This is a genomic window from Nostoc sp. LEGE 12447, assembly GCF_015206985.1.
GTDB lineage: Bacteria > Cyanobacteriota > Cyanobacteriia > Cyanobacteriales > Nostocaceae > Nostoc.
Genome location: NZ_JADEXT010000039.1, coordinates 45691 through 69929, shown reverse-complemented (window position 1 = coordinate 69929; position 24239 = coordinate 45691). Strand labels below are relative to the sequence as shown.

At 41.8% G+C, this 24239-nt stretch carries 14 protein-coding genes; 9 read left to right on the top strand and 5 right to left on the bottom strand.

Annotated features, from left to right (window positions below; all coding sequences use genetic code 11):
* The first annotated feature begins 357 nt into the window (after positions 1-357).
* From IQ274_RS28290 to IQ274_RS28280, 3 genes are all read left to right on the top strand, one after another.
* Positions 358-636: a GlsB/YeaQ/YmgE family stress response membrane protein gene (locus IQ274_RS28290; RefSeq protein WP_114083921.1), complete on the top strand. Its 279-nt coding sequence runs from the start codon at positions 358-360 to the stop codon at positions 634-636.
* 164 nt (positions 637-800) lie between these two features.
* Positions 801-1493, top strand: coding sequence for a manganese catalase family protein (locus IQ274_RS28285; protein WP_194144166.1), 693 nt, complete (start codon positions 801-803; stop codon positions 1491-1493).
* 558 nt (positions 1494-2051) lie between these two features.
* A complete protein-coding gene (locus IQ274_RS28280) occupies positions 2052-2792 on the top strand; it encodes a DUF3891 family protein (protein WP_163930944.1) in 741 nt (246 codons plus the stop codon).
* 135 nt (positions 2793-2927) lie between these two features.
* Here the strand turns inward: IQ274_RS28280 and psaK are convergent, their stop codons facing one another.
* Positions 2928-3188 (bottom strand): photosystem I reaction center subunit PsaK, encoded by a 261-nt coding sequence (gene psaK / locus IQ274_RS28275; protein WP_012410900.1) that lies wholly within the window; start codon positions 3186-3188, stop codon positions 2928-2930.
* An 801-nt stretch (positions 3189-3989) separates the two neighbouring features.
* On the opposite strand from psaK, the gene IQ274_RS28270 reads away from it, so the two are divergent.
* Together IQ274_RS28270 and IQ274_RS28265 are read left to right on the top strand one after the other, a co-directional pair.
* Complete coding sequence (locus IQ274_RS28270) at positions 3990-5258, top strand: glycosyltransferase family 4 protein (RefSeq protein ID WP_163930942.1); 1269 nt, start codon at positions 3990-3992, stop codon at positions 5256-5258.
* Positions 5259-5443: 185 nt separating this feature from the next.
* Positions 5444-7171 (top strand): Rqc2 family fibronectin-binding protein, encoded by a 1728-nt coding sequence (locus tag IQ274_RS28265; protein ID WP_194144165.1) that lies wholly within the window; start codon positions 5444-5446, stop codon positions 7169-7171.
* 605 nt (positions 7172-7776) lie between these two features.
* Here IQ274_RS28265 and IQ274_RS28260 read toward each other — a convergent pair.
* The gene (locus IQ274_RS28260) at positions 7777-8118 is read right to left on the bottom strand and encodes a hypothetical protein (protein WP_194144164.1); all 342 of its coding nucleotides are present in this window, start codon (positions 8116-8118) and stop codon (positions 7777-7779) included.
* A gap of 314 nt (positions 8119-8432) precedes the next feature.
* Positions 8433-8792, bottom strand: a complete 360-nt coding sequence (locus IQ274_RS28255) for a hypothetical protein (protein WP_194144163.1) — start codon at positions 8790-8792, stop codon at positions 8433-8435.
* Positions 8793-8918: 126 nt separating this feature from the next.
* On the opposite strand from IQ274_RS28255, the gene IQ274_RS28250 reads away from it, so the two are divergent.
* Together IQ274_RS28250 and IQ274_RS28245 are read left to right on the top strand one after the other, a co-directional pair.
* The gene (locus IQ274_RS28250; protein ID WP_163930935.1) at positions 8919-9506 is read left to right on the top strand and encodes a thylakoid membrane photosystem I accumulation factor; all 588 of its coding nucleotides are present in this window, start codon (positions 8919-8921) and stop codon (positions 9504-9506) included.
* Between the two features lie 143 nt (positions 9507-9649).
* On the top strand, positions 9650-10258 hold the full coding sequence (locus tag IQ274_RS28245) for a hypothetical protein (protein ID WP_163930933.1): 609 nt from the start codon (positions 9650-9652) through the stop codon (positions 10256-10258).
* Between the two features lie 138 nt (positions 10259-10396).
* On the opposite strand, the gene IQ274_RS28240 is transcribed toward IQ274_RS28245, so the two are convergent.
* Positions 10397-14677, bottom strand: coding sequence for a PAS domain S-box protein (locus tag IQ274_RS28240; RefSeq protein WP_194144162.1), 4281 nt, complete (start codon positions 14675-14677; stop codon positions 10397-10399).
* A 304-nt stretch (positions 14678-14981) separates the two neighbouring features.
* Positions 14982-17123 carry an EAL domain-containing protein gene (locus tag IQ274_RS28235; RefSeq protein WP_194144161.1) on the bottom strand — a complete coding sequence of 714 codons (2142 nt, stop codon included), beginning with the start codon at positions 17121-17123 and terminating at the stop codon, positions 14982-14984.
* A gap of 286 nt (positions 17124-17409) precedes the next feature.
* Between IQ274_RS28235 and IQ274_RS28230 the strand changes: the two genes are divergently transcribed.
* Together IQ274_RS28230 and IQ274_RS28225 are read left to right on the top strand one after the other, a co-directional pair.
* Positions 17410-23565, top strand: a complete 6156-nt coding sequence (locus IQ274_RS28230; RefSeq protein ID WP_194144160.1) for an AAA family ATPase — start codon at positions 17410-17412, stop codon at positions 23563-23565.
* Positions 23562-24041 carry a response regulator gene (locus tag IQ274_RS28225; protein WP_163930923.1) on the top strand — a complete coding sequence of 160 codons (480 nt, stop codon included), beginning with the start codon at positions 23562-23564 and terminating at the stop codon, positions 24039-24041. Before IQ274_RS28230 ends, IQ274_RS28225 begins: the two co-directional genes overlap by 4 nt.
* The last annotated feature ends 198 nt before the right edge of the window (positions 24042-24239 follow it).

Sequence of the window (24239 nt, the reverse complement as noted above, 5' to 3'; positions counted from 1 at the left end):
CCTGATCGAAATGTTTTTTTGAAGATGTGCCGCAACTATTTTTTCTCGAAGCTCGACAGAGTAAGACTTCATTTAAAGGTATTTATATTTTAATCTAGTGTACCTTATAACAGACGGAAGTGCTGTAACTAGTAAAGCTTAATAGAAAAATATTAGAGATTTAATAATTTTTTATTTATTTGGCTGCCAAAAAATCCTTGAGCATTTTCATGCTATAAACGTCAAATGGCAATTTCCATCTAATTTATATGTAAACTCTTTTGTCTAACTTTTGGATTTAGCATTTATCCCATCTGGTAGAAAGAATTCTGAATCAGAGTTGATAACTTAGATACAAGTGAGATTGTTGAGGCAGTTATGAGTATTATTGCTTGGGTAGTTTTAGGACTTTTGGCAGGTGCGATTGCTAAAGCTATTTATCCTGGCTATCAAGGTGGTGGAATTCTCTCCACAATGATTTTAGGTATCATTGGTGCTTTCGTCGGTGGAAGTCTGTTTACTCTATTGCGAACAGGAACTCTGCAAATTACTGCGGCTGGCGCTGGTTTAACTCTTCCTGGTATTTTGGTGGCTGTGCTTGGCGCAATTGTTGCTATTTATCTATGGGGATTAATCAGAAGAAGCAGCAATGCCTAATCGCTGATTGGCAGTTATCAACACTGACATGACCAGTGTATTTTATTGGTCTTATAGTTTCCCAGGTTGAGAAGCCATCAAACATCAAATTAGCTCTCTCTGGAACAATCCTAAAAGACCATCCAATCCCTTCTGTAACATCATATTTTTGGAAGTGTAAATCTATGTTTTTTCACAAAAAAGAGCCTATTCATGCAGTTAACGTTAGTGAACCAAACCCTCGTTTTGCTCAATTACTTTTAGAACAGTTTGGCGGAGCTACCGGAGAACTTAGCGCAGCTTTACAATATTGGGTGCAATCATTCCATGTTGAAAATGCTGGAATTAAAGATATGCTCCAAGACATTGCAATCGAGGAATTCAGCCATTTAGAAATGGTTGGTAAACTCATTGAAGCTCATACCAAAAATGTGGATCAAACAGAGGCTTATAAGAGTACTCTCTTTGCAGTTCGCGGGATTGGACCTCATTTTCTGGATAGTCAGGGTAATGCTTGGACTGCAAGTTACTTGAATGAAGGTGGAGATGTAGTCCGTGATTTAAGGGCTAACGTTGCAGCAGAAGCCGGCGCTCGTCAGACTTACGAAGAGTTAATTAAGTTGGCAACCGACAAAGGAACCCAAGAAACTTTAGTCCATCTGTTAACACGAGAAATTTCTCATACCCAGATGTTTATGAAAGCTCTAGATTCACTGGGTAAGTTGACAGATCCATTCTTTGGTAATATTAAGCCAGATGAAACTGTTGCTCTTTACTACAACCTATCTACAGACGGTAATGGTAAAGATGAGCGTGGCCCTTGGAATTCTGAGCCAACATTCAAGTACATTGCTAATCCCCTAGAAAGCCACTCTTAGAAGTTTGTTGAAAAGTATCTGCCTGTGATTTTGGGTACTTATTGATCCCTCCTAACCCCACCCTTTTTTAGGCTACAGGGTACACACATCTCTCTACAAAACCAAAATGTAGTAGATCCTCCAAAATCCTCCTTAAAAAGGAGGATTTTGAGAGGTTTTTGCCAATTAAAAAGGGGGGCCGGGGGATCAAATAGCTTGTAGGGCAATTCTTAAAGACTTGTGTGTACACCGTAGCCTTAAAAAGGGGGGATTTTTAGGGATCTAAAGCTTTTGATGCGGACAGATCCGCATATAACCGAAAATCTTCACTGTTCCCTGTTTCCTCATCCGAAGGTTGGTGAAGAAGCATACTCCCGATTTCTTAGAGAAGTTGGGAGTATTAGCTACATATCTCTGCGTTATGAAGGATGGACTTATATTGCACTCAAATTAAAATGGGTGTAAATCATAAGTCACACTGAAAAAGTCAGAGCGATCGCCTCTTCAATAATATCTAGCCCGACGTTTCTGAATTCAGATTCAACTCAAAATCAAAACTAAGAATCAGGAGATTAATTTGTGATTGTCAACGCTACGCCAAATGGTTGGGAAGTCATTTACCATCGTGCCCATGCCTTATTAGCAGCTCAACTGGCGGGGCAATGGCGACGTAAAGATGCGCCAGTAAGATTATATGAAACCATCGCTGCAATTTCTCATCACGATGATTTAGAGAAAGAGTGGGAAGAAGATATTCTGACTGAAGCCGGTGCGCCAAAGGACTTCATGCTGTCCTCAAATGCCGATGTAGATGCTGAAGTACAGAAATTGGCTGATTTGGCAAAGAATGCCCTTTACCGTGGACGATGGGTAGCTTTATTAATTTCCATGCACATCAGCCGTCTAAATGAGGGAAGGCGGGGTAAGCGTTCCAAACTAGACAAACTTTTGGATGAGCAACTTCAAAACCAGCAACGTTGGCGGAAGGAACTGGGGATAAAAAAGGAGGAAGTTGATGCAGCTTATGCGTTTATGCAGTGGTGCGATCGCCTTTCTCTCATCTTATGTCAGCAAGAACTACCTGATGATGAGCGGTTTTTAGAAATTAGCAAGGGCCCTGAAGGTGAGCGCTATGACATCATGCAGCGCAGTGATAACTTGGTTGTTGTCAAACCCTGGCCCTTCCAAGAGGATAAATTCACGGTTAACGTCGAAGCCTGCGACCTCTCCCAGGTGAAATTTGAGAGCAGTGCCCAACTAACTCAAGCGCTACAAGAGGCCCCCATCAAGGTACTTGAGTGGACATTCGTTAAGAGTTAGTACAGATTAGAATTTAAGAGCAATCCAGCGAATATTAGACAATTTATCTATAAAAAAGAGCCAGAGAATTAACACTCTCTGGCTCAATGCTGGAGACAAAAGAATCATCAAATAAAGGCTAACTTGGGCAAGAACCTAAATTCTTCCCAGGTTATGCAGCCCTAAAACAGCGCCCACTCCTAAGATATGACCAAAGGCAGTGGTTGCTAAAAGGGCTGGTAAACCAAAACCACCAAAAAGATTAGATGAGGGTAGTGCTGGTTCTGCATTGGGATATTTGATGGTCGATTTCCCAAAAGCAATGGCAATGATATTAGCAATAATGATAATCAGTCCAACTGTCGGACTCCATTGCAGGGGTGTAGTTGCAGCAGCGAGTAAGGTTGAAGTAAACACCTGATTTGCTCCTGAAATTTATTAATGATTGAAAATATAATCTGAGACTTTTCGAAGCAAATTCAATAAAGTACCCGATTTTGCATCAATATTTAACAGTTATTATAACTACTTAATACAACTTGAGTTCAACGTGGTGAGTTAACTGTGCTAGGTGCTTTTAACTTCAATGTCAGAAGTAAGCGTTTTACTAGTTTCAAATTACACCTGTGCATCAGATGTCAAAGAGGATTAATAAAGGTTTATCTATAGTCAGCAAATGTTAATCCCACTTTTAAGATTGTAAAAATAACATATAGTATTGTCAGTTAGCTACTTAGCTACACTCATAAATACTTGTCAATTTTACACCCCAAAATTAAGACTGTACTTGACTTCGGGGTCAATTTTTCAGTCGGGTAGTTGCTTACATTTACCAAAAAAATCAAAAATCTTATTCCCTTGTGGGTGGGATTTTTTGCATGGTGAATATAACTTCTAACTCCTAATTTTTGCTGTCAATTTGTCAAATTCACGTTAAGTGTTTATTTAATTAATTTAGATAAGCATAAAAAAAGGTGAAAAACTATAATTTTTATCTATCAAAAGTATGAAATATGAGGTATAAATTTTCCTCTATCTAAAGAAATTAAATATAAATACTTAACCTAAAATTATACTTCTGGCAGAAGATGTAAAAAAATATTAGGTGTATTAAATTAAAATAAATATTAATCAAAGTTTCTCAACAATTCAAGTAAGTGTGTTACACACGTACTTGAAACAGGCTAGAGCTTTGTTAAAATCAGCAACACACAAACTATGAACTCTACCACCGAAAAACGTATCGCCTTGATTTCCGTCCACGGAGACCCGGCGATTGAAATAGGGAAAGAAGAAGCTGGGGGACAAAATGTTTATGTGCGCCAAGTGGGTGAAGCACTAGCGCAGCTGGGATGGCAAGTTGATATGTTTACCCGCAAAGTAAGTCTGGAGCAAGACTTGATTGTTGAACATGGGGACAATTGTCGAACTATTCGTTTAAAAGCTGGGCCCCTTGAGTTTGTGCCGCGAGATGAAATTTTTGAATATTTGCCAGAATTTGTGGATAATTTCCTCAAATTTCAGATAAAAAATGAGATTAAATACGAGTTAGTTCATACTAACTATTGGCTCTCTAGTTGGGTGGGGATGGAGTTAAAGAAAATCCAAGGGAGTAAACAGGTTCACACCTACCACTCATTAGGAGCAGTCAAGTACAACACGATAGAAAATATTCCTCTGATTGCCAGTCAGCGATTAGCAGTAGAAAAACAGGTATTGGAAACAGCAGAGCGAATTGTGGCGACAAGTCCGCAAGAACAGCAACACATGCGATCGCTAGTTTCCACTGAAGGTAATATCGATATCATTCCCTGCGGTACAGATATTCAGCGCTTTGGTTCCATTGGACGAGAAGCAGCTAGGGCTGAACTGGAAATTGCCAAAGATGCCAAAGTTGTATTATATGTAGGGCGTTTTGACCAACGCAAAGGTATAGAAACCCTAGTGCGTGCAGTTAACGAGTCTCAACTACGCGACTCGAAGAATCTCAAGCTAATTATTGGTGGTGGTAGTACTCCAGGTAACAGCGACGGCATTGAGCGCGATCGCATTGAGCAAATCGTCCACGAATTAGGAATCACTGACTTGACCATCTTTGCTGGTCGTCTCAGTCAAGATATTTTACCAACTTATTATGCAGCTGCCGATGTCTGCGTTGTTCCTAGCCACTACGAACCCTTTGGACTCGTAGCGATCGAAGCGATGGCAAGCGGTACGCCGGTTGTGGCTAGTGATGTCGGTGGACTTCAGTTTACTGTAGTTAATGAACAAACTGGTTTATTAGCACCACCACAAGATGTAGGTGCTTTTGCGTCTGCTATTGACCGAATTCTCTTTAATCCAGAGTGGCGAGACGAATTGGGTAAAGCTGGCAGAAAACGTACTGAAAGCAAATTTAGTTGGCATGGTGTCGCAACTCAGTTGAGTGAACTTTACACTCAATTGTTAGAACCATCAGCAAAAGAACCTGCATTGGTTGCTAAATAGTGTTTCAAGCAACTTAATCCACTTCAGATAAAATCATTTTACATAGCGATAAATTCTGTAGGAGACGCAAAATTTTGCGTCTCTATATTTGTTAGGGAAGCAATTGGGGATATCTACCCTACATTAATATCAATATTAGAGATGATGGAAGTATACTGAGCATCGACCTTTGAACGCGAACGGCTATGCAACCAGTTGACTTCACCACCCTTACAGCTACTTGTAGCGAAATACGCGCTAACTGGCTGCCCTCGCGGACAGAACAGGTTTATCAGCGCGATCGCTATACTATTGCTATAGCATTACGCACCCTGAAACAGCGTGATTGGCTACAGATTTCTTGGCATCCCCAAGCTGCACATATTTGTATTGGCGATCCACCACCGCGATCGCCAGATACCTTTACCTTTAGCCAACAATTAATACACCAATTGGGTGGTTTAGCATTGGTGGGTATTGAAGCGATCGCGCCTTGGGAGCGTGTTATCGATTTACAATTTGCCCGTCGTCCCGGAGAAAGCGCCCTGTATCATGTCTATGCAGAAATCATGGGCAAATATAGTAACGTTATTCTCACCGACGCTAGCAATATAATTATCACCGCAGCTCATCAAGTCAGTCAGCAACAATCTAGTGTCCGTCCCATCCAAACCGGACAACCTTATGAAACACCACCAAAACTGACTGGAACTGTTCCCAGTTTGAGCGAATCCCAAGAACGTTGGCAAGAAAGGGTAAGTTTAGTACCAGGAGCAATTAAGCGGCAATTACTGAAAAGTTATAGTGGCTTGAGTGCAGCATTGCTGGAGTTAATGCTGTTAGAAGCAAATATCACACCAGAAACATCTACCGATACTCTCAACCCCGACGATTGGCGAAGGTTGTTTGAGCGTTGGCAAGAATGGCTGCAAGCTTTGGATTCCAAGAAATTTCAACCTGCTTGGACAAAAGATGGTTACACCGTAATGGGTTGGGGTGTAGTGGAAAAAGTCAAAGATATCCAGGAGTTGCTCAACCATTACTACAGTAACCAAATTGACCAACAGTTATTTTCTCAATTGCGCCATCAGTTGAGTCAGAAATTAAATAATATTCTGGTGAAATTACGCAACAAGGCTCAAACCTTTAAAACGCGCTTGCAGCAATCAGATCAAGCCGACGAGTATCGGCAAAAAGCTGATTTATTGATGGCTCACCTGCAAAACTGGGAACCAGGGATGAAACAAATTATCCTTGCTGATTTTGATACAAACTTGCCAGTAGCGATCGCTCTCCAGCCAGATAAAAATGCTGTCCAAAATGCCCAAAGTCTTTACAAACAGCACCAAAAACTGAAACGCGCTCGTGCTGCCGTGGAACCGTTACTGTTGGAAGTGCAGACAGAAATTGAGTATTTAGAACAAGTAGAAGCTGCGATCGCTCAAATAGACACTTACAAAACATCAGAAGATTTACGAGCTTTAGAAGAAATCCGTGAAGAGTTGATTGGGCAAAAGTATCTAGAAGATCCAGAATATCGCAGTCGCAGTGCAAATGAACCTCCTAGCACCAACTTTCATCGTTACCTTACCCCCAGTGGCTTTGAAGTCTTAATCGGCCGCAATAATCGCCAAAATGACCAATTAACCTTTCGTGTAGCTGGGGATTATGACTTATGGTTCCACGCTCAAGAAATTCCAGGGAGTCATCTGCTACTACGTCTAGAACCCGGTGCTGTGGCAGAAGAAGCTGATTTGCAATTTGTCGCTAATCTTGCTGCATACTACAGTCGTGCGCGTCAGAGTGAGCAAGTGCCAGTAGTTTACACTCAGCCAAAACACGTTTACAAACCCAAAGGAGCAAAACCGGGAATTGCGATTTACAAGCAGGAAAGCATCCTTTGGGGAAAACCACAAATAGTCATTAGTCACTAGTCACTTGTACTGAGTTTCGACTGCGCTCAACTACCGTGTAGTCGTAAAGCCTGCGGCATAGCTACGCTTAGGGCGCAGCCTCTCCAAGAGTTGTATTGGTTATTGGTCAATTCTTTTCTGCTTCCTCTACCTCTGGTTTTGTCAGTCTATACCCTACGTTCTACTGAATTCTTCTAATAGATAGAGGCTTTTAAGCTTTGCTAATATCTTTTTTTGATGAATATTCCTGAAAAATCTGTGTTGACTGTTACAATATTGTTAAGAAAAGTTGCCCGTTGCATTTTGGGAACGCGCAATTGGGTTTTAACTCTCTTGAGAAGACAACGCAAAAAAATATTTTATAGACCAGCTGTGGGAGGCTGGTCTTTTTGTATTTAACACAGCACTTTGAGTATTTTTTGAGCATTTATAGCTCAATACGCTTGGGTTAGCGCCAAAACCCTTAAACTGCTTAGGTTGGCTTGAGGAACGTAGCTTGCTTCCCGTTCGCGTAGCGTCTCCAAAGAGGGTTAAAGGTAAAGGAGTTGGGCTTAATTTTTGCTTACTTGTGCTTAAAACTAGTGATTATTTTCATAAGAGCATTGACTAGCTGCACTTGCAGCCAGTCATAAATGAAAGAAACACTTATTGTTACCCTTATGCCTACCCTTTAATTTTTTTTCTTTGAGTTGTCCCTCTAGTTTGTCTGATTGCTTGGCTGGAAGAATTTGTCTAGCTTGCTTTAGTAGTTTTTCAGCTTCATCAAATTGGATGAGGTTGATGTGTGCCTCAATTTGACTTTGAAGTAATTTGAGAATGTCATCTTGAATTATTTGATAGATATCATGCTGGCTTTTATCAGTCTTTGCTTCAAGATACTGGATAGCATTCGTAGTAAATTTAATTAATTCGCTATGCCTTCCTAAAGCGTGATGATATTCATCCCAACCAGAAAGGTATATAAGCATTAAATAAAAAGTCAAATAATGCATGATGAGTCATGAGCGCGTAACTCCTATTAATTACGCTTATCCCGCCTGCTATACGGTACATTCAGCAAATCAATCGCCCGTTCTCACCCAGTAGTTCTGCTAAAAATACAGCTACTGTTGTTAGACCTGGGGAAAAGCATCATTCCCAGATCCATTACTCCACATTGCCAGTACCTTCGCCTGTGGCTGACTTAAATGTGGTAACTTTGCGCTATCCAGCTGTTTAAACCTGAATACTCGTTCATGACCTGCTTTATGTCACGATGTTTTATTCTATCTTCTACCCTTTTCTAAAAACCTGCCCTTGAAAGGGGGGAAGGCAGGGGAGGCAGGGGAAGCAAGGGAGAGTTAAAATCTTGTTCATCCACATCAGAACTCCGTTCATCCACATCAGAACTCCGTTCATCCACCTCAGAACTCCGTTCATCCACCTCAGAACTCCGTTCATCCACCTCAGAACTCCGTTCATCTACCTCGGAACTCCGTTCATCTACCTCGGAACTCCGTTCATCTACCTCGGAACTCCGTTCATCTACCTCGGAACTCCGTTCATCCACCTCAGAACTCCGTTCATCCACCTCGGAACTCCGTTCATCCACCTCAGAACTCCGTTCATCCACCTCGGAACTCCGTTCAACTCCATCATCCACTTACAAGAGATAATCTCAGTAGACGTTATCTTAAAAAATAGTGTGTGGGCGTAATTACATATCCAGCCCAGTTTTCCGAATTCAGCACAAACTCACGACAAGTAGTAGCTTGCAAGGTTCCTTTTGATGAATAGCACAAAATTTCTTTTTTTACATAAACAAATTACTAGCTGGCAAAGGTGGTTGTCCAAATGCCTGTTGTTGCTTGTAAGTCTTTTCATTATAAGTACGCAACCTGCTTATGCTGGTCTCGATAATGATTTATATGATGGCAACATCTTCGTTGTTTATGCTGGCAACGGTTCATTAGTTCCTCCCAGGCAGACACTTGCACAAACTTTAGCGGAACATAAACCGATATTTTTGGCTTTTTATTTGGATGACAGCAGCGATTCTAAAAGATATGCCATTTCTATCTCACGGGTACAGGAATTCTACGGTCGGGTAGCAGAGATTATGCCGATTAATGTAGATACTATCCCGTCTAAAGAAACCTACGACCCTACAGAACCAGGATATTACTATTCTGGGTCTGTTCCTCAAGTCGTAGTGTTTAATAAAGCAGGTGAGGTAGTTTTGGATAAAAAAGGTCAAGTACCTTTTGAAGAAATAGACGATCAATTTCGCAAAATCTTTGATTTATTACCACGTACCGAAACAGCACAACTAAAGCGACGAGCTTTTAATGAGTTCAGTAGTGAGTTAGCTAGATAAGTTATGGGGTAGACCAAATTGGTCTGCCCTCGTTTTTCGTGCTATCTGTTACTACATTTCTGCTGATGTCAAAGCATAATATTGAAATATCTGTGTTAACCATTTAGAAAAGTAATCTCTAGTCCCGTATTGAGTGTATTCTGATGTCAAAGGTTTACACCACCCAGGAGCTAATTCAAGTTTTGGCAGCCGAACGCCAAGCTTGCCTCAACGGAAAACGCCTAAAGTTAGAGATAACGGTCTCTGGCAATCCTGTAATTGACCAGTTTATCAGGACTGATGGGCTGCAACAATTCACAGCTTATCAAGATTTCAAAGCTGCAATTCACGACTATCAAAAAGAAAATCAAGTTTCAGGTATTATCTGGCGGCAGGTGACAGTTAAAGGTAAAAACTTGAACTATCCTGAAGTAAATACTGATTTAATAGCTCTTGCTAGTGACTTAGAGATATTAAAAGCTGCTAAAAATTCCATTGTAGAATTTTGGTATGAAGTCTCTATGGGGATGGATTTATATTTGAGTTTCAATAACAGTAAACAATACCAACAAATTCTTACATCTGATGTAGAAAGAATTGTTCAGAGAACAGAATGGGCAAGTTTATGTAAGTGGGAAAATTCAAGTTTTTTGGAAATGATTTTGCAGCTAGGATGGGGTAAACCAGAAGAAGCTTACTATAAACGAGGAAGACCTGGATCGGGTAGTGAATATATCCATGCAGTCAATCCTGGTAATCGCCCCATTGGTTGAGGGAAGGGGCAGGAGGCAGGAGGCAGGATAGCGCAGCGGTAGCGAGTCCGCGAGCGTCGGCAGGAGGCAGGGGGCAGGGGAGAAAGATACTGGAATTTGCTCCTTTTCCTATTATTTGAACAATCCCTACTATCGGCTTCAGGGTTGATTCTGCCCGATGAGATTAACGATCGCTGTGGCTAATTCAGCTGGATCTACGGGTTTAGGTAGGTGTTTTTGGAATCCTGCTGCCATTGCTTGGTTGTAGTTGATTTCTCCAGCATAAGCTGTCAGTGCGATCGCAGGAATTTGCCCGCCTTGCTCTGGCGGTAATTTTCTCACCTCACGCAGCAGCATATAGCCATCCATTAAGGGCATTCCAATATCGCTTAACAGAATATCTGGGTTTGATTGCATTAATATTTCTAGTGCTTCGGCTGCTGATTCAACTGCTGTTACAGTCGCGCCATATTGTTCTAGTGCAAAGCTAAAAAACTCTCGCACATCAGCTTGATCGTCTACAAGCAGGATTTGTACCCCAGCCAGTAATGTGTTGTCACTACTTAGTTCTGCTTCAGAAACCTCATCGCTGCTGACTCGCAATTCAGAATTTTTCAGCAAAGGTAGTCTGACTGTAAAAGTAGCACCTTGCCCTTCTCCTAGACTCTCTGCCTGAACTGTACCACCGTGAAGTTCTACTAAATGACGCACAATCGCCAGCCCTAATCCCAGCCCGCCAAATACTCTGGTTGTCTTAGCATCTGCTTGCCGGAAGTAATCAAAGACGTAGGGCAAAAATTCCGGGATGATTCCTTTACCTGTATCAATCACCTGGATTTGAGCATCTAAGCCAACTTGCTCTAGACGGACTTCGACTCGTCCTTCTGTGGGTGTGAATTTAACGGCATTGGAGAGGAGATTCCACATTACTTGTTGTAAGCGATCGCTGTCGCCGAGGACTTTGCCGATATCATTACTTAAAACCGTTTGAATTTGAATCGACTTGGCTTCTGCTGCTAAACGCACCGTTTCTAATGCACCTGCGATCGCTATTTTCAAATCCACTGCATAGAGATTTAACCTGACTTTACCTTGTAAAATCCGCGAAACATCAAGTAAATCTCCAATTAATTGAGTTTGTAACTTGGCATTCCGCTCGATAGTTTCCAATGCTCGAATTTTAGTAGCTTCGTCGAAGTTGCGGGTTCTGAGTAACTTTGCCCACCCTAAAATCGGATTCAAGGGAGTTCGGAGTTCATGGGAAAGGACAGCGAGGAATTCATCCTTAATGCGGTTGGCTGTCTCAGCTTGGGCCCTGGCGGTCTTTTCAGCTTCGTAAAGTTGAGCGCGAGCGATCGCTTGGGCACACTGCTGCCCCAGCGTCAACATAAATCCCCGGTCTTTTTCGTGAAATATTTGTTCATTGGTAAAGCTTAATCCCAGTGCCCCAATTACTTTGCCTTCTGCTATCAATGGAATGGAAGCCCAAGAATTATTCCCCATAACAGTCACAACATTTGCTAAGTCTGGATATCTAGCAATCATGGCTGTTAAATTTTCTAAAAAAATCGGCTGCCCGGTTCTGACTGTTTCTGCTATTTGGTTAGGTGATGTGATGGGAAAAGTTGCCCAAGTATTGATGAGTGTTTGCGGATAGCCAATTGCTTGCACAACTTTTAGGGTAGTATCTCCCTCAGTAAGTAAGACAACGGAACCACCAGTAGCTTCCAAGGCAGCAATCCCTTGGTTCACCACGACATCGGCTACCTGTTGGGGAGTTAAGGCTTCCGAGAGGGCAGCGGTTATTCTTTGTAAAAGTATAGTGCGATTGATAGACCTTTCAGCGCCCTGTTTTGCCTGTTGAGTTTCTTGGTATAGTCTGGCGTTGTCGATAGCTGTCGCCGCCCGACGAGCAATATCTTCTGCTAAGGCTAAGTCTGTTTGTTTGTAGTACCTACTTGACTCGGCTGTGAAAAAAGAGATTGCTCCAAATAATTGCCCACGGGAACGAACTGGAATCACCATTAGAGAACAAATACCCAGACTTTGCAGTAATTGCAGATGTTCGTCGTCTTCAGCCATCTCTACCAGATGAGAGTCAGATAATTTGGGATAAAAGACAGATATACCAAGCCGTAGCTGCCGTACAAGCTGTTTGGCTCTAGTTTTGGGTCGATAACGCCGCCGGATTTCGTCTAAAGTATTTAGTTTTGTGGGATCGGCAATTGCGATCGCAATTTGTTTACTTGACCAATCTTCCTGGAAAACATCTACAATACACCAGTCAGCTAAGGTAGGAACTGCGAGATTAGCCACACTTTCTAAGGTGATTTCATAATCTAATGAGGCAGCGAGTAAGGTGCTGGCTTCGACTAAAAACTGTTGTGTCGTTTCAACTCGTTTGCGTTCGCGCAGCGCGGCTTGCCGTTCGCTAATATCCTCAATAATGCCTAACGCATACTTTGGTTGTCCGTTAGTATCACAAACTGCTGATGAAGTTAGGTTTACCCAAACTATAGAACCATCTTTGCGGATGTAGCGCTTCTCTAGGGAATAACCACTAATTTCTTTTGCTAAAACTCGCCGAGCATTTTCCAAGTCAACTGCTAAGTCCTCAGGGTGGGTAATTTCTTCAAAAGTTATTTGCATTAACTCTTCAGGGCTGTACCCAGTAATTTCGCATAGTGCAGGATTAACCTGAATAAATTTTCCATCCAACGCTACCAGGGTAATACCCACAGCTGCCTGGTCGAACATTGCCCGGAATCTTTCTTCGCTTTCTCGCAAAGCTACTTCTGTTTGCTTGGCTGCTGTCACATCTGCCAAAATAATCCCAATTCCTACCGTTTCGCCCATTGCGTTGTTGACTGGGTAATAGTTGCCCAGCCAGTAGCCATAACGTCTGGATTGTTCCCTTGTCTCACCGCTAATTTCTACATTCAGCACTGGTTCTCCAGTATCCAAGACGCGCTGTAACTGCTGCTCCTCCTCAGCTGCCATTGCTGGCAATACTTCCCCAAATTTGCGTCCTAGATGTTCTTCTATAGTCAAACCATTAATGTCAGCAAAAACTTGATTAATTCGGAGATATTTCAGTTCTCGATCCAAAAAGCATACGGCAACAGGAGCGGCTTCTAACAGTGCATCTAGAAGAGATAGAGATTCGGCGTAATGAACTAAAGCGTGTTGGATATCTTGATAAAGTCGGGCATTTTCTACTGCTAAGGCTGCACGGTGAGTAATCTCTGTTGCTAAAGTGAGGTCAGTGCGATCGTAGCGACGGTTTGATTGCGTGCTGACAAAGCTGATTGTGCCGAGTACTCGCCCTTGTGCAATTAAGGGCACAATCATCACAGACTTCATCCCCAATTCCCGAACAAGTTCTAAATGTTCAAGATTCTGAGTGCTTGCCACTAATAGCGAGTCAGATATTTCTGAGATTAATTCGCTTTGCCCGGTTTGCAGTACTCTAGTAATTGCACTTGCACCCTTGTAATCTGTTGCATACTCCTGAAGTTTACGCGCCAACTCCGCCTTAGATGGGTCTGCATGGGCAATTGGTAGGCGGCGAATAGAACCATCTTCATTTAAAATGTCAACACTACACCAATCAGCTAGCTGGGGAACTGAAATTTTGGCAATTTGTTCTAAGGTTTCTTCATAATCTAGCGAAGTAGATAGGACACTACTAACTTGCGCGATATAGCGGAGTCTTTCTTCAGCCTGCCTGCGTTCTGTAATATTCACAGCCGCACAAGTAATACCATGAATACTATTGTCTGTATCTTTCAGTGGTTCAACCAGCAAATCATAGTAACGATATTCTCCGCAAGTTGTCAGATAAACCTCTTCACGAGTTGAAACACCAGTCTCTATTACCTTCAGCTTAATTGCCTTCAATTGCTCTGCTACTGAAGCTGGAAATAATTCATCATCAGACTTACCTAAAATTTCCTCAGCAGTATCTAGACCTTGAGGATTATGAATCCACTGATATCGCAAATCTCGATCTTGTTGAAAGACCACAATATCTGAATTGCTTAACGCTAATCGAAATCTCTCCTCACTAACTCTTAGCTGTTGGAGATTTCTATCAGCCCGTCTTTTAGCAGTCTTTAATGCCTCACATAAGATACTAAAGAGCAATCCTTGTAATGCAAACAACCCAATTCGCACAGAATTAGATAGGTCAAAACTCAGCTCATAAACTGGTGAGAGAAAGAAGTAATTGCTCAGTAATACAGACAAGGAAGTTGCTAATAGCCCTGATTTCAAACCACCATACCAAGCACTCACCATTACAGCGCCAAAAAACAGCAAGAAAGGAGTTCCACTCATGCTTAACCAAGGGTCTAGCATCAACATTAACACTAGTGCGAGTGTGACAATTAATACAACAATTCCATAGCGCAGTAACTGGGAATAATGAATATGAGGCATGAAAATGTCTAAGAACAACCAATACTTATTGCAGAGGCTCTACATACCCTAAGCTAGTTTTCAAGTTTTAGTAATTTATCTCTAGATAGATTTTTTTCAGTTTTAAAAATCTCTTTTGCTAGAGGCTAATTATTAAGTTATATAGTACGGTCAGCGATAATTTATCATGAATATTCTATATCCATAACATTAATTTGCCGATTGTGAATAGTCAATTATCAGAAATGCAGTAGCCTAATTTGCTTATAAAAATTATGGTATAAAATTTACCAATGGCTAGTTTTCCATTAGTCAGTCGCAATTATCAGAGGATATAATGCAAAATTTTACTTGTCGTCAGAAGTGCTTCTACTGTCTGGTGGCTTAGAGGCTTAGAAAATAGATAGCCTTGACCAAATTCGCATCCCAGTTCCTGTAACCATTGAAGTTGCTGCGGTGTTTCGATACCTTCTGCAACAACGGCTAATCCGAGTTGATTGCTTAAAGCAATAATAGTACTAACTACCTGATAATTACGGTTTCCTTGCTGCATCTGACTTACAAAAGAGCGATCAATCTTTAAATTATCAGCAGGTAAACGATGGAGATAATTGAGCGACGAATAACCAGTACCAAAGTCATCAATGCTAATTTGAATTTTTCTAGACTTTAATTGGCTTAATAAATCAATTGTCTGACTAATATTCTCAATTAGCATACTTTCAGTAATTTCTAGGGTTATACAGTCGCCTTCTAAACCTGTTTGGGCTAGTATTTGATCGATGTATTCAATTAAGTTTCCTTGGCGAATGTCTTGAACAGAAAGGTTAATATTAACCTTGATTGGGAAGTGAGTAGCAAACTTTGCTTTCCAGTTTGCTAGGTGTTGACAAGCTTTGTAGAGCATCCAGCGATCAATTTGCACAATTAGCCCCGTTTCTTCCGCGATAGAGACAAATTCTTTTGGTAAGACTAACCCACGAGTTGGGTGTTGCCAGCGCAGCAATGCTTCAAATCCAATCAGTTGTCCTGCTTTGCTTTGCTCATCCCCAAGTATGTCAACAATTGGCTGGTAATATATAACAAACTCTTCTCGTTCGATAGCTTTGCGAATATCGGTTTCTACAGTTAGTCGATTTACGGCTTGAGTGTGCATTTTGACATCAAAAATTTTATACGAGTTTCTCCTTTGAGCTTTGGCTTGATACATAGCAATATCGGCATCTCGGAGTAAATCGGAGGCTTGAGAATATTCGTTTGTTCCTAAAACAATCCCGATGCTTGTACTGATAACTACTTCGGCATCATTAAGTATCAATGGTGTTTGAAAATCTATGAGCATACGCTCAGTAATTTGAATAGCTTTTTCAATATCAGAAATATCTTCCAGCAAAATTACGAATTCGTCACCACCAATTCGAGCAACTAAATCAACTTCCCGCAGATGAGTTTTTAGTTTGTGAGCAATATTCTTTAACAGTTGATCTCCAGCAAGGTGTCCGAGGCTGTCATTGATCACTTTAAATCGGTCTAGGTCGAGAAACAAGACAGCATAACGATAGGTTTCTAATCGTTTAGCTCGGTTGATGGCTAGTTCTAGCCGCTCTATCAAAAGTGTGCGATTTGGTAAATCCGTCAATGGATCGTGTAAAGAGTTGTGGATAATTAACTCTTGTGCTTGTTTGCGATCGCGAAGTGCAACTTGCCGTTCGCTCACATCTAATAAAACACCATACCAGACAATATCCCCATTTTCTCGACATTCTGGACGAGCGCTTGCCTGTACCCATTTGAGTTTGCCAGAAGGTGTAACTAATCGCCACTCGTAAGAAAATGGTTTTAAAGTTTGAGCGCTCTCGTTGGCCGCGGCATAACATCCTGGATAATCATCGGGATGAATTTGTACAAAGCAAAGAGAGGCATTTTCTAAAATTTGATCTGGCGTTAACTCTAAAAGATCCAGACAGCCAAAACTAATGTAATCAAAGGCAATAGAACCATTAGAATACTGAACAAAGCTGTAAATCATTCCGGGTATATTAGACGCTAATGTTTGTAACAGCTTTTGAGCTTGTTTGCGCTCCGCTCTCACCTGTGCATCCCGAAGTTCTCTACGCACTGCCTCTGGCAATCGATTTAAGTTGTCCTTCATGACATAATCATTCGCACCCGCTTTCATCATTTCCACAGCAAGTACTTCGCCAATTGTGCCGGAAACCAAAATAAAAGGAATATCTTTTTGGCTCTGCTTTGCTATTTCCAAAGCCGCAGGAGCATTGAATCCTGGCAGTCGGTAATCTGAAATCATCACATCCCAAGTCTGACTATTGAGTGCTATTTGTAGTTCCTTGTCTGTTTGCACACGCTGCCAGTTTGGATTGAAACCACCGCGACGCAATTCATGAATAACTAACATAGCATCCTCCTCTGAATCTTCAACAATCAGGATGTTCAACAGTTCATTCATACCCCACAATCTCCTTGGGAACTATTCAGTAAACTTGTATAATCAGGTTTGTGAGTCAAGTGATTTTGGATTTTAGATTTTAGATTTATTCTCTGGCTCAAGGCGGTGGCTCTGAATAAAAAATTTTTAGGATTTATGATTTTACCTTTGTTCTCATGTTTAAATTTATTTACTTTAAAAATTTCTTATATTTGGTATTCTAAAATAATTTAATCCAAAATCAGAAATTTAAAATTACCTCATACTAAATTTATCTTTGTATCTAACAATTGTAGGCAGTTTAACCATGCTGGAAATTCCTGAATATAAAATTCATATAAAAATTCATGAAAGTGCTAATTCACGAGTCTATCGGGGAATTAATCAGCAGAATAACTTGCCTGTCATCTTCAAAGTTTTAAAGAAAGACTACCCGACACCAGAAGAAATCACACGCTATAAGCTCGAATACGAAATTACACGTAGCTTGTCATTGGAAGGTGTTATTCAGGCTTATAGTTTGCAGCAATATCAAAGGAGTTTTGTCATTATTCTGGAAGATTTTGGGGGCGAATCTTTAACAAAGATCATAGCAAAAACACAGTTTTCATTAACAGATTTCCTGAAAATAGCCATTCAGATTGTTGAAACCTTGGGTGCAATTCATACAGCAAATATCATTCATAAAGATATCAATCCATCTAATATTATTTTTAATCCAAGAACACAACAACTTAAAATTATTGACTTTGGTATTTCAACTGTATTGTCGCGGGAGATATTAACTCTCAGAAATCTACCGATATTAGAGGGAACATTAGCCTATATATCTCCAGAGCAAACAGGCAGAATGAACCGTTCTTTGGACTATAGAACTGATTTTTACTCTTTAGGTGTTACCTTTTATGAACTGTTGACCCATCGATTGCCGTTTGAATCCATTGATGCACTGGAGTTAATTCATTATCACCTAGCTTTGGAACCTGTTCCACCCCATTTTATCAATTCAGGAATTCCTGTGATAGTCTCAGGAATTGTACTGAAACTATTAGCAAAAACAGCAGAAAATCGCTATCAAAGCGCCTGGGGAATTAAAAATGATTTAGAAGAGTGCCTGAAACAGCTACAACACACGGGAAGAATTGAGTCTTTTTTGCTAGGAAAAGAGGATATTTCTGATAAGTTTCATATCCCTGAAAAACTCTATGGCAGAGAAAGGGAGGTGGAGATGTTATTAGCTTCCTTTGAAAGAGTAGCAGGGAAAGATAACTCTGATTTACCCGCGTCTGCTTCTCATGTTGAAGTGATGTTGATAGCAGGATACTCTGGTATTGGTAAGTCAGTTTTAGTGCAGGAAATTTATCAGCCGATTACGCAACAACGGGGGTACTTTGTTTCTGGTAAATTCGATCAGTATCAGCGCAATATCCCTTATTTTGCGATCGCTCAAGCCTTAGAGTCACTGATCAAACAATTACTGTCTGAAGATGAAGTGCAGCTGTCTCAATGGCGACAGAACCTTTTAGCTGCCCTCGGCTCAAACAGTCGAGTTATTACCCAGGTGATTCCAGCACTGGAATTGATTGTAGGCAATCAACCAGAAGTACCTGTATTACCACCAACGGAAGCCCAAAATCGCTTTCATCAAGTTTTCCAAAATTTCATTCGCGTTTTTACGCAATCAGAACATCCCCTCGCCATATTTTTAGACGATCTCCAGTGGGTAGATAATGCCTCGCTGAAGCTGATCCAACTACTAGCTACTGCTACCAAGGGGCAATCTTTGTTGTTGATGGGGGCATACCGAGATAACGAGGTTAATGCCGCTCATCCCCTCATTCAGATGGTGGAAGAAATTCAGCAGAGTGGAGGAGTGGTAAACCAACTTTCTCTTTTGCCATTGAGCCTAGATCATATCAATCAGTTTATCGCTGATACATTTCGCTGCCAACCAGAAGATTCCCTGTCTTTAGCTGAACTGGTGCAACGAAAAACTGGTGGTAATCCCTTTTTTATGAACGAATTTTTGAAATCTCTCTACACTGAAGGGCTACTGGAATTTAATCACCAAACCAAAAAATGGCAATGGTCGATCGAGCAAATTCAGCAGCAGGGAATTACAGATAATATTGTCGATTTGATGGCTCTCAAGATTCAAAAGCTCAATAAAAATACGCAGGAAGTGTTGCAGCGAGCTGCCTGCATTGGCAACTCTTTTGAGCTGGAAACTCTGGCACTGACTGCGGAATTATCCCAGCGAGAAACCGCCCAGGCTTTAAGAATGGCGATCGCTCAAGGGTTCATTTTGCCCCTAAGCAATGCCCACAAATCCGTTGAGTTGGATGTACCACTCCCTAGCAATTGTCCTGCCATTGAATATAAGTTTGCCCACGATCGCATTCAGCAAGCAGCCTATTCCCTGATTCCCGAAGCCGAGCAAAGCAAGATCCATTGGCAAATCGGACAGTCCTTATTGCAAATAACTCCCAGAGAAAACTTAGAACACCAGATTTTTGATATTACCAACCAACTGAACCTGGGCAAAACACTCCTCAAAACTCAATCCGAGCAGGATAACTTGTCTCGCTTAAACCTGATGGCGGGAGAAAAAGCCAAGGCATCAGGTGCTTATGATGCTGCGTGGCAATATTTGCAAACGGGTTTGGATCTACTGACAACCGATAGCTGGCAAACAAACTATGATTTTACCCTTACCCTGTATAGTGCAACAACAGAAGCAGCCTATCTGAGCGGTAATTTTGAGCAAGTAGAGCCACTGTTCCAACAGGTAATTAACCACGCCAAAACCCTACTAGCCAGCTTAAAAGTCTATGATGTCAAAATTCAGACTTATGTTGCTCAAAGTAAATTACTAGAGGCAATTCAAATTAGTCTACAACTACTTCAGCAATTAGGAGTTCACCTCCCCATCCAGCCAACCTTTGAGGATGTTCAGCAGGCACTCTCGGAAACCGCCTCCAAATTGGCGAATAGACGCATTGAAGATTTAGTTGACTTACCAATGATGTCTGAGCCAGAGGTGCTGGCAGCAATGCAGCTTTTGACAAGTATGTGTGCATCAGCTTATTTGGCTGTCCCTCCCCTATTTTTGCTGGTTGTACTCAAAATGGTAGATTTGCTGATTGAGTACGGAAACATGATGTTAGCTCCCTTTGCTTATGCCGCTTATGGAATTATTCTCTGTGGAGTTGTATTGGACATTGAAGCAGGATATCAATTTGGTCAACTAGCTGTAAGTCTGCTCGATCGCCTAGATGCCAAACCCATTCAAGCCAGAAGTCTATTCGCGGTTAGCAACCAGATTAATGTTTGGAAGACACACCTAAAACACAGCCTGAAGCCACTCCAAGATTGCTATCAGGTTGGTATTGAGCAGGGCGATTTCGAGTTTGCTGGCTACGCTGCGATGTATTTCTGTGGTAATTCATTGGCAATCGGTCAACCCCTGGCTGAACTCCAATTACATCTGACAAGTTATGCCCAAGCAGTGAAACAAATCAAGCACTCGGCGGGGATTCATTTAGTAGAGATTTGCTCGCAAACTGTTTTGAACCTAGTTCACGAGGTTCCGAATCCTGGGATTTTATCTGGTCAAGCTTACAATCAAGCAACCCGACTACCCCAGATGCAACAAACGCATTTTCACGGGGGTTTGTTCTATTTCTACCTAAATAAATTATTTCTCTGTTATTTATTTGACGATATAAATCAGGCAATTGCCAATGCTATCCTCGCTCAAGAGTACTTACCAGCAATGACTGGAGCGGCATTGGTTGCCATCTTTCACTTCTACGATTCTCTATGCAGACTGGCGGTATATTCCAACACAGATACAGCAAAACAATCCGAGTTGCTGGAGCAGGTAGCAGAAAATCAGGCAAAAATGAAAAATTGGGCGCACCATGCCCCGATGAACTATCTACACAAGTGGCATTTGGTAGAAGCAGAACGGCATCGGGTATTGGGTGAAGTAGTAGAAGCAATGGATGCCTACGATCGCGCCATCGCCCTGGCGAGAGAAAACGAATACCTCCAAGAAGAAAGCCTGGCCAACGAACTAGCAGCAAAATTTTATCTGGCAAACAACCGGATAGCGATCGCCAAAGTCTATCTGCAAGAGGCAAGGTACGGCTACAGCCGTTGGGGAGCAATGGCTAAAGTCCAAGATTTGGAAAGACGTTATCCCCAACTGCTAGAGGTGCAAACTGAAAGAACTAACATCGGAAAAGTTGACATTACAGAATCGACTTCTAGAAAGTTAGAAGCACTTGATTTAGAAACAGTATTGAAAGCCTCCCAAGCGATCGCCAGTGAAATTTTGTTAGATAAACTCCTGGCAAAAATAATGACGATCTTAATTGAGAATGCCGGGGCACAAACCGGTTATCTAATTTTACCAACACAAGAAAAATGGCAGATTGAGGCAATGGGATCGATTGGCGATGAGAAAATAGCTGTTTTGCAATCAATTCCTCTGGAATCGGTATCAGCAGACAGTACTCCTTGCTTGCCAACTGCCCTCATCAATTATGTAGTTCGCACCCAAGAAAGCATCGTCCTCAATAATGCGGCTCAAGTCGGTAACTTTCAATCTGAACCCTGGATTGTGCAACGCCAATCAAAATCGATTCTTTGTGCTACTTTATTAAACCAGGGAAAACTGACAGGAATTGTCCTTTTAGAAAACAATCTAACCACTAGCGCATTTACCCCAGAGCGAATTGAAATCTTCAGTTTACTTTCGACTCAGGCAGCTATTTCCATTGACAATGCCCGTTTATTGAAGCAACAGTCAGAACTGAATCAATCCTTACGGGCTGAAATTGCCGAACGCCAAAGAGCAGAAAAAGATCGCGATCGCTTAATTGCCATTCTCGAAGCATCCACCGATCATATTGGCATGGCCACCCCCCAAGGCAATGTTTTCTGGAATAATGCTCAAGCTAGGAAACTAGCAGGGATACCACTGGATGCAGACCTTTGCACATTCAGCAACTACCATCCCCAGTGGGCATTAGAGATTATTCAAAACCAGGGCATTCCTCTGGCGATTCGAGATGGTACCTGGGTGGGTGAAACCGCTTTGTTGGACATTGATGGCAGAGAAATTCCGGTTTCCCAAATGATCATTGCTCATAAAGCAACAGATGGCAGTCTGGAATATTTATCTACCATTATCCGGGATATTAGTGAGGTGAAACGCCGGGAAGAGGATCTGAAAAGATCGGAAACAACGCTGCAAAATTTGGTCATGGGAACAGCTGCGGTTACAGGAGAAGATTTTTTCGCAGCTTTGGTTGGTCATATAGCCAAAGCCTTGCACGTCCGTTATGCCCTCGTTACCGAACTAGTAAATGGCGAACTTAAAGCCCTAGCTTTTTGGGCGCATGGGGCATTACAACCACAAATATCCTACTTACCGGCCCGTACACCATGCGAATTTGCCTTGAGAAACGGCTTATTCTACTGCAAAAAGCTTGTTCAGCAAATTTTCCCGGAAGACTTAGACTTAGTGGTAATGCAGGCAGAGAGTTATCTGGGTATTTCCTTAAAAAATGCCAATGGCGACCCAATTGGTAATCTTTGTATTCTTGACGTACAACCACTGGTAGACACGGAACGAACAGAAGTAATTTTAAAGGTATTTGCCGCACGAGCAGCAGCAGAATTGGAGCGCCAGAGGGCAATCGAAGCCCTGCATCAACTGAACCAGTCTTTAGAAACCAGGGTCAAACAACGAACTGCCCAATTGGAAGCTGCTAACAAAGCATTAGAGGCGTTTTCCTACTCTGTTTCTCATGATTTACGGGCACCACTGCGGGCGATCGTTGGTTTTTCGAGAATTATGCAAGAAGACTATGGTGAGCAACTTGATGCGGAAGGCAATCGTTATCTGAAAATTGTCCGAGACAATGCCAAACGCATGGGTGAGTTGATCGACGACCTATTGAACCTATCCCGCCTAGATCGTAAGGAAATGTCCCGGCAGCCTGTTTTTATGAATGAGATTATTCAAGAGGTGCTGAGTGATTTAGCCCCAGATTTTGAAGGTCGTCAAATTGAGTTTGCGATCGCTGATTTACCCATCTGTCAAGCTGATCTTTCCTTGTTTAAACAAGTTTGGCTAAATCTATTGTCAAATGCCATCAAATACACTCGCTACAAATCTTCTGCTTGCATTGAAATAGGCTATGAGATTATGGCTGGTGAAAGAGTGTATTTCATCAGAGATAATGGGGCAGGATTTGATATGCGGTATGCAGATAATTTGTTTGGGGTATTCCAACGGCTGCACCGCGAACAAGAATTTACAGGCACGGGGATCGGACTAGCGATCGTCCAACGCATTATTCAACGCCACGGGGGGCGGATCTGGGCCGAAGCAGCGATCGATCGAGGTGCGACGTTTTATTTCACCCTTCAAGGGGAAATTAACCTATGAATGACCAACCCATAGATCAACCCACCGATCCATATTTTGAGCAAGCACTTTCCATTGTATTAGTTGAAGATAATGCCACCGATGCCGAGTTAACTATCCGAGCATTACGTCGCGGTAAAATTGGCAACAATATTCAACTGCTCGAAGATGGAGCCGAAGCCCTAGATTTTTTCTTTTGTCGGGGAGAGTACGCGCACCGTAGCATGACGAATCAACCCAAAGTCATTTTGCTGGATTTGAAACTGCCAAGGATAAGTGGGTTAGAAGTTTTACGGCAACTCAAATCCGATCCACGCACACAAATGATTCCGGTTGTGGTGCTGACCTCTTCTGCTGAAGACCAGGATATGATCGAGAGTTACCGGCTTGGGGTAAATAGCTACATCGTTAAACCTGTGGATTTTGAACAATTTAACCAAGCAGTCCAACAGCTTGGTTTTTATTGGATCTTGTTTAACCGATTGCCAGTTTTTTAAAAGGATTAGTCATTAGTCATTAGTCATTAGTCATTAGTCCTTAGTCCTGAGTCCTGAGTCATTTGTCCTTATACCAATTCTGTATGAAGATGCACAGAATATTAAACGAACCGCCAAGTACGCCAAGAGCGCCAAGAATAGAGAGTTACTCATTTAGTGCAGCTTCACATTAAATTGGTATTAGTCTTTAGTCATTAG

Excerpts from the sequence above, each read along its gene's own strand:
- IQ274_RS28285 (WP_194144166.1), top strand. The coding sequence starts at position 801 with ATGTTTTTTCACAAAAAAGAGCCTATTCATGCAGTTAACGTTAGTGAA.
- IQ274_RS28290 (WP_114083921.1), top strand. The coding sequence starts at position 358 with ATGAGTATTATTGCTTGGGTAGTTTTAGGACTTTTGGCAGGTGCGATT.
- IQ274_RS28265 (WP_194144165.1), top strand. The coding sequence starts at position 5,444 with ATGCAACCAGTTGACTTCACCACCCTTACAGCTACTTGTAGCGAAATA.
- IQ274_RS28270 (WP_163930942.1), top strand. The coding sequence starts at position 3,990 with ATGAACTCTACCACCGAAAAACGTATCGCCTTGATTTCCGTCCACGGA.
- IQ274_RS28235 (WP_194144161.1), bottom strand. The coding sequence starts at position 17,123 with ATGAATGAACTGTTGAACATCCTGATTGTTGAAGATTCAGAGGAGGAT.
- IQ274_RS28245 (WP_163930933.1), top strand. The coding sequence starts at position 9,650 with ATGTCAAAGGTTTACACCACCCAGGAGCTAATTCAAGTTTTGGCAGCC.
- IQ274_RS28230 (WP_194144160.1), top strand. The coding sequence starts at position 17,410 with ATGCTGGAAATTCCTGAATATAAAATTCATATAAAAATTCATGAAAGT.
- IQ274_RS28260 (WP_194144164.1), bottom strand. The coding sequence starts at position 8,118 with ATGCTTATATACCTTTCTGGTTGGGATGAATATCATCACGCTTTAGGA.
- IQ274_RS28250 (WP_163930935.1), top strand. The coding sequence starts at position 8,919 with ATGAATAGCACAAAATTTCTTTTTTTACATAAACAAATTACTAGCTGG.
- IQ274_RS28225 (WP_163930923.1), top strand. The coding sequence starts at position 23,562 with ATGAATGACCAACCCATAGATCAACCCACCGATCCATATTTTGAGCAA.
- IQ274_RS28240 (WP_194144162.1), bottom strand. The coding sequence starts at position 14,677 with ATGCCTCATATTCATTATTCCCAGTTACTGCGCTATGGAATTGTTGTA.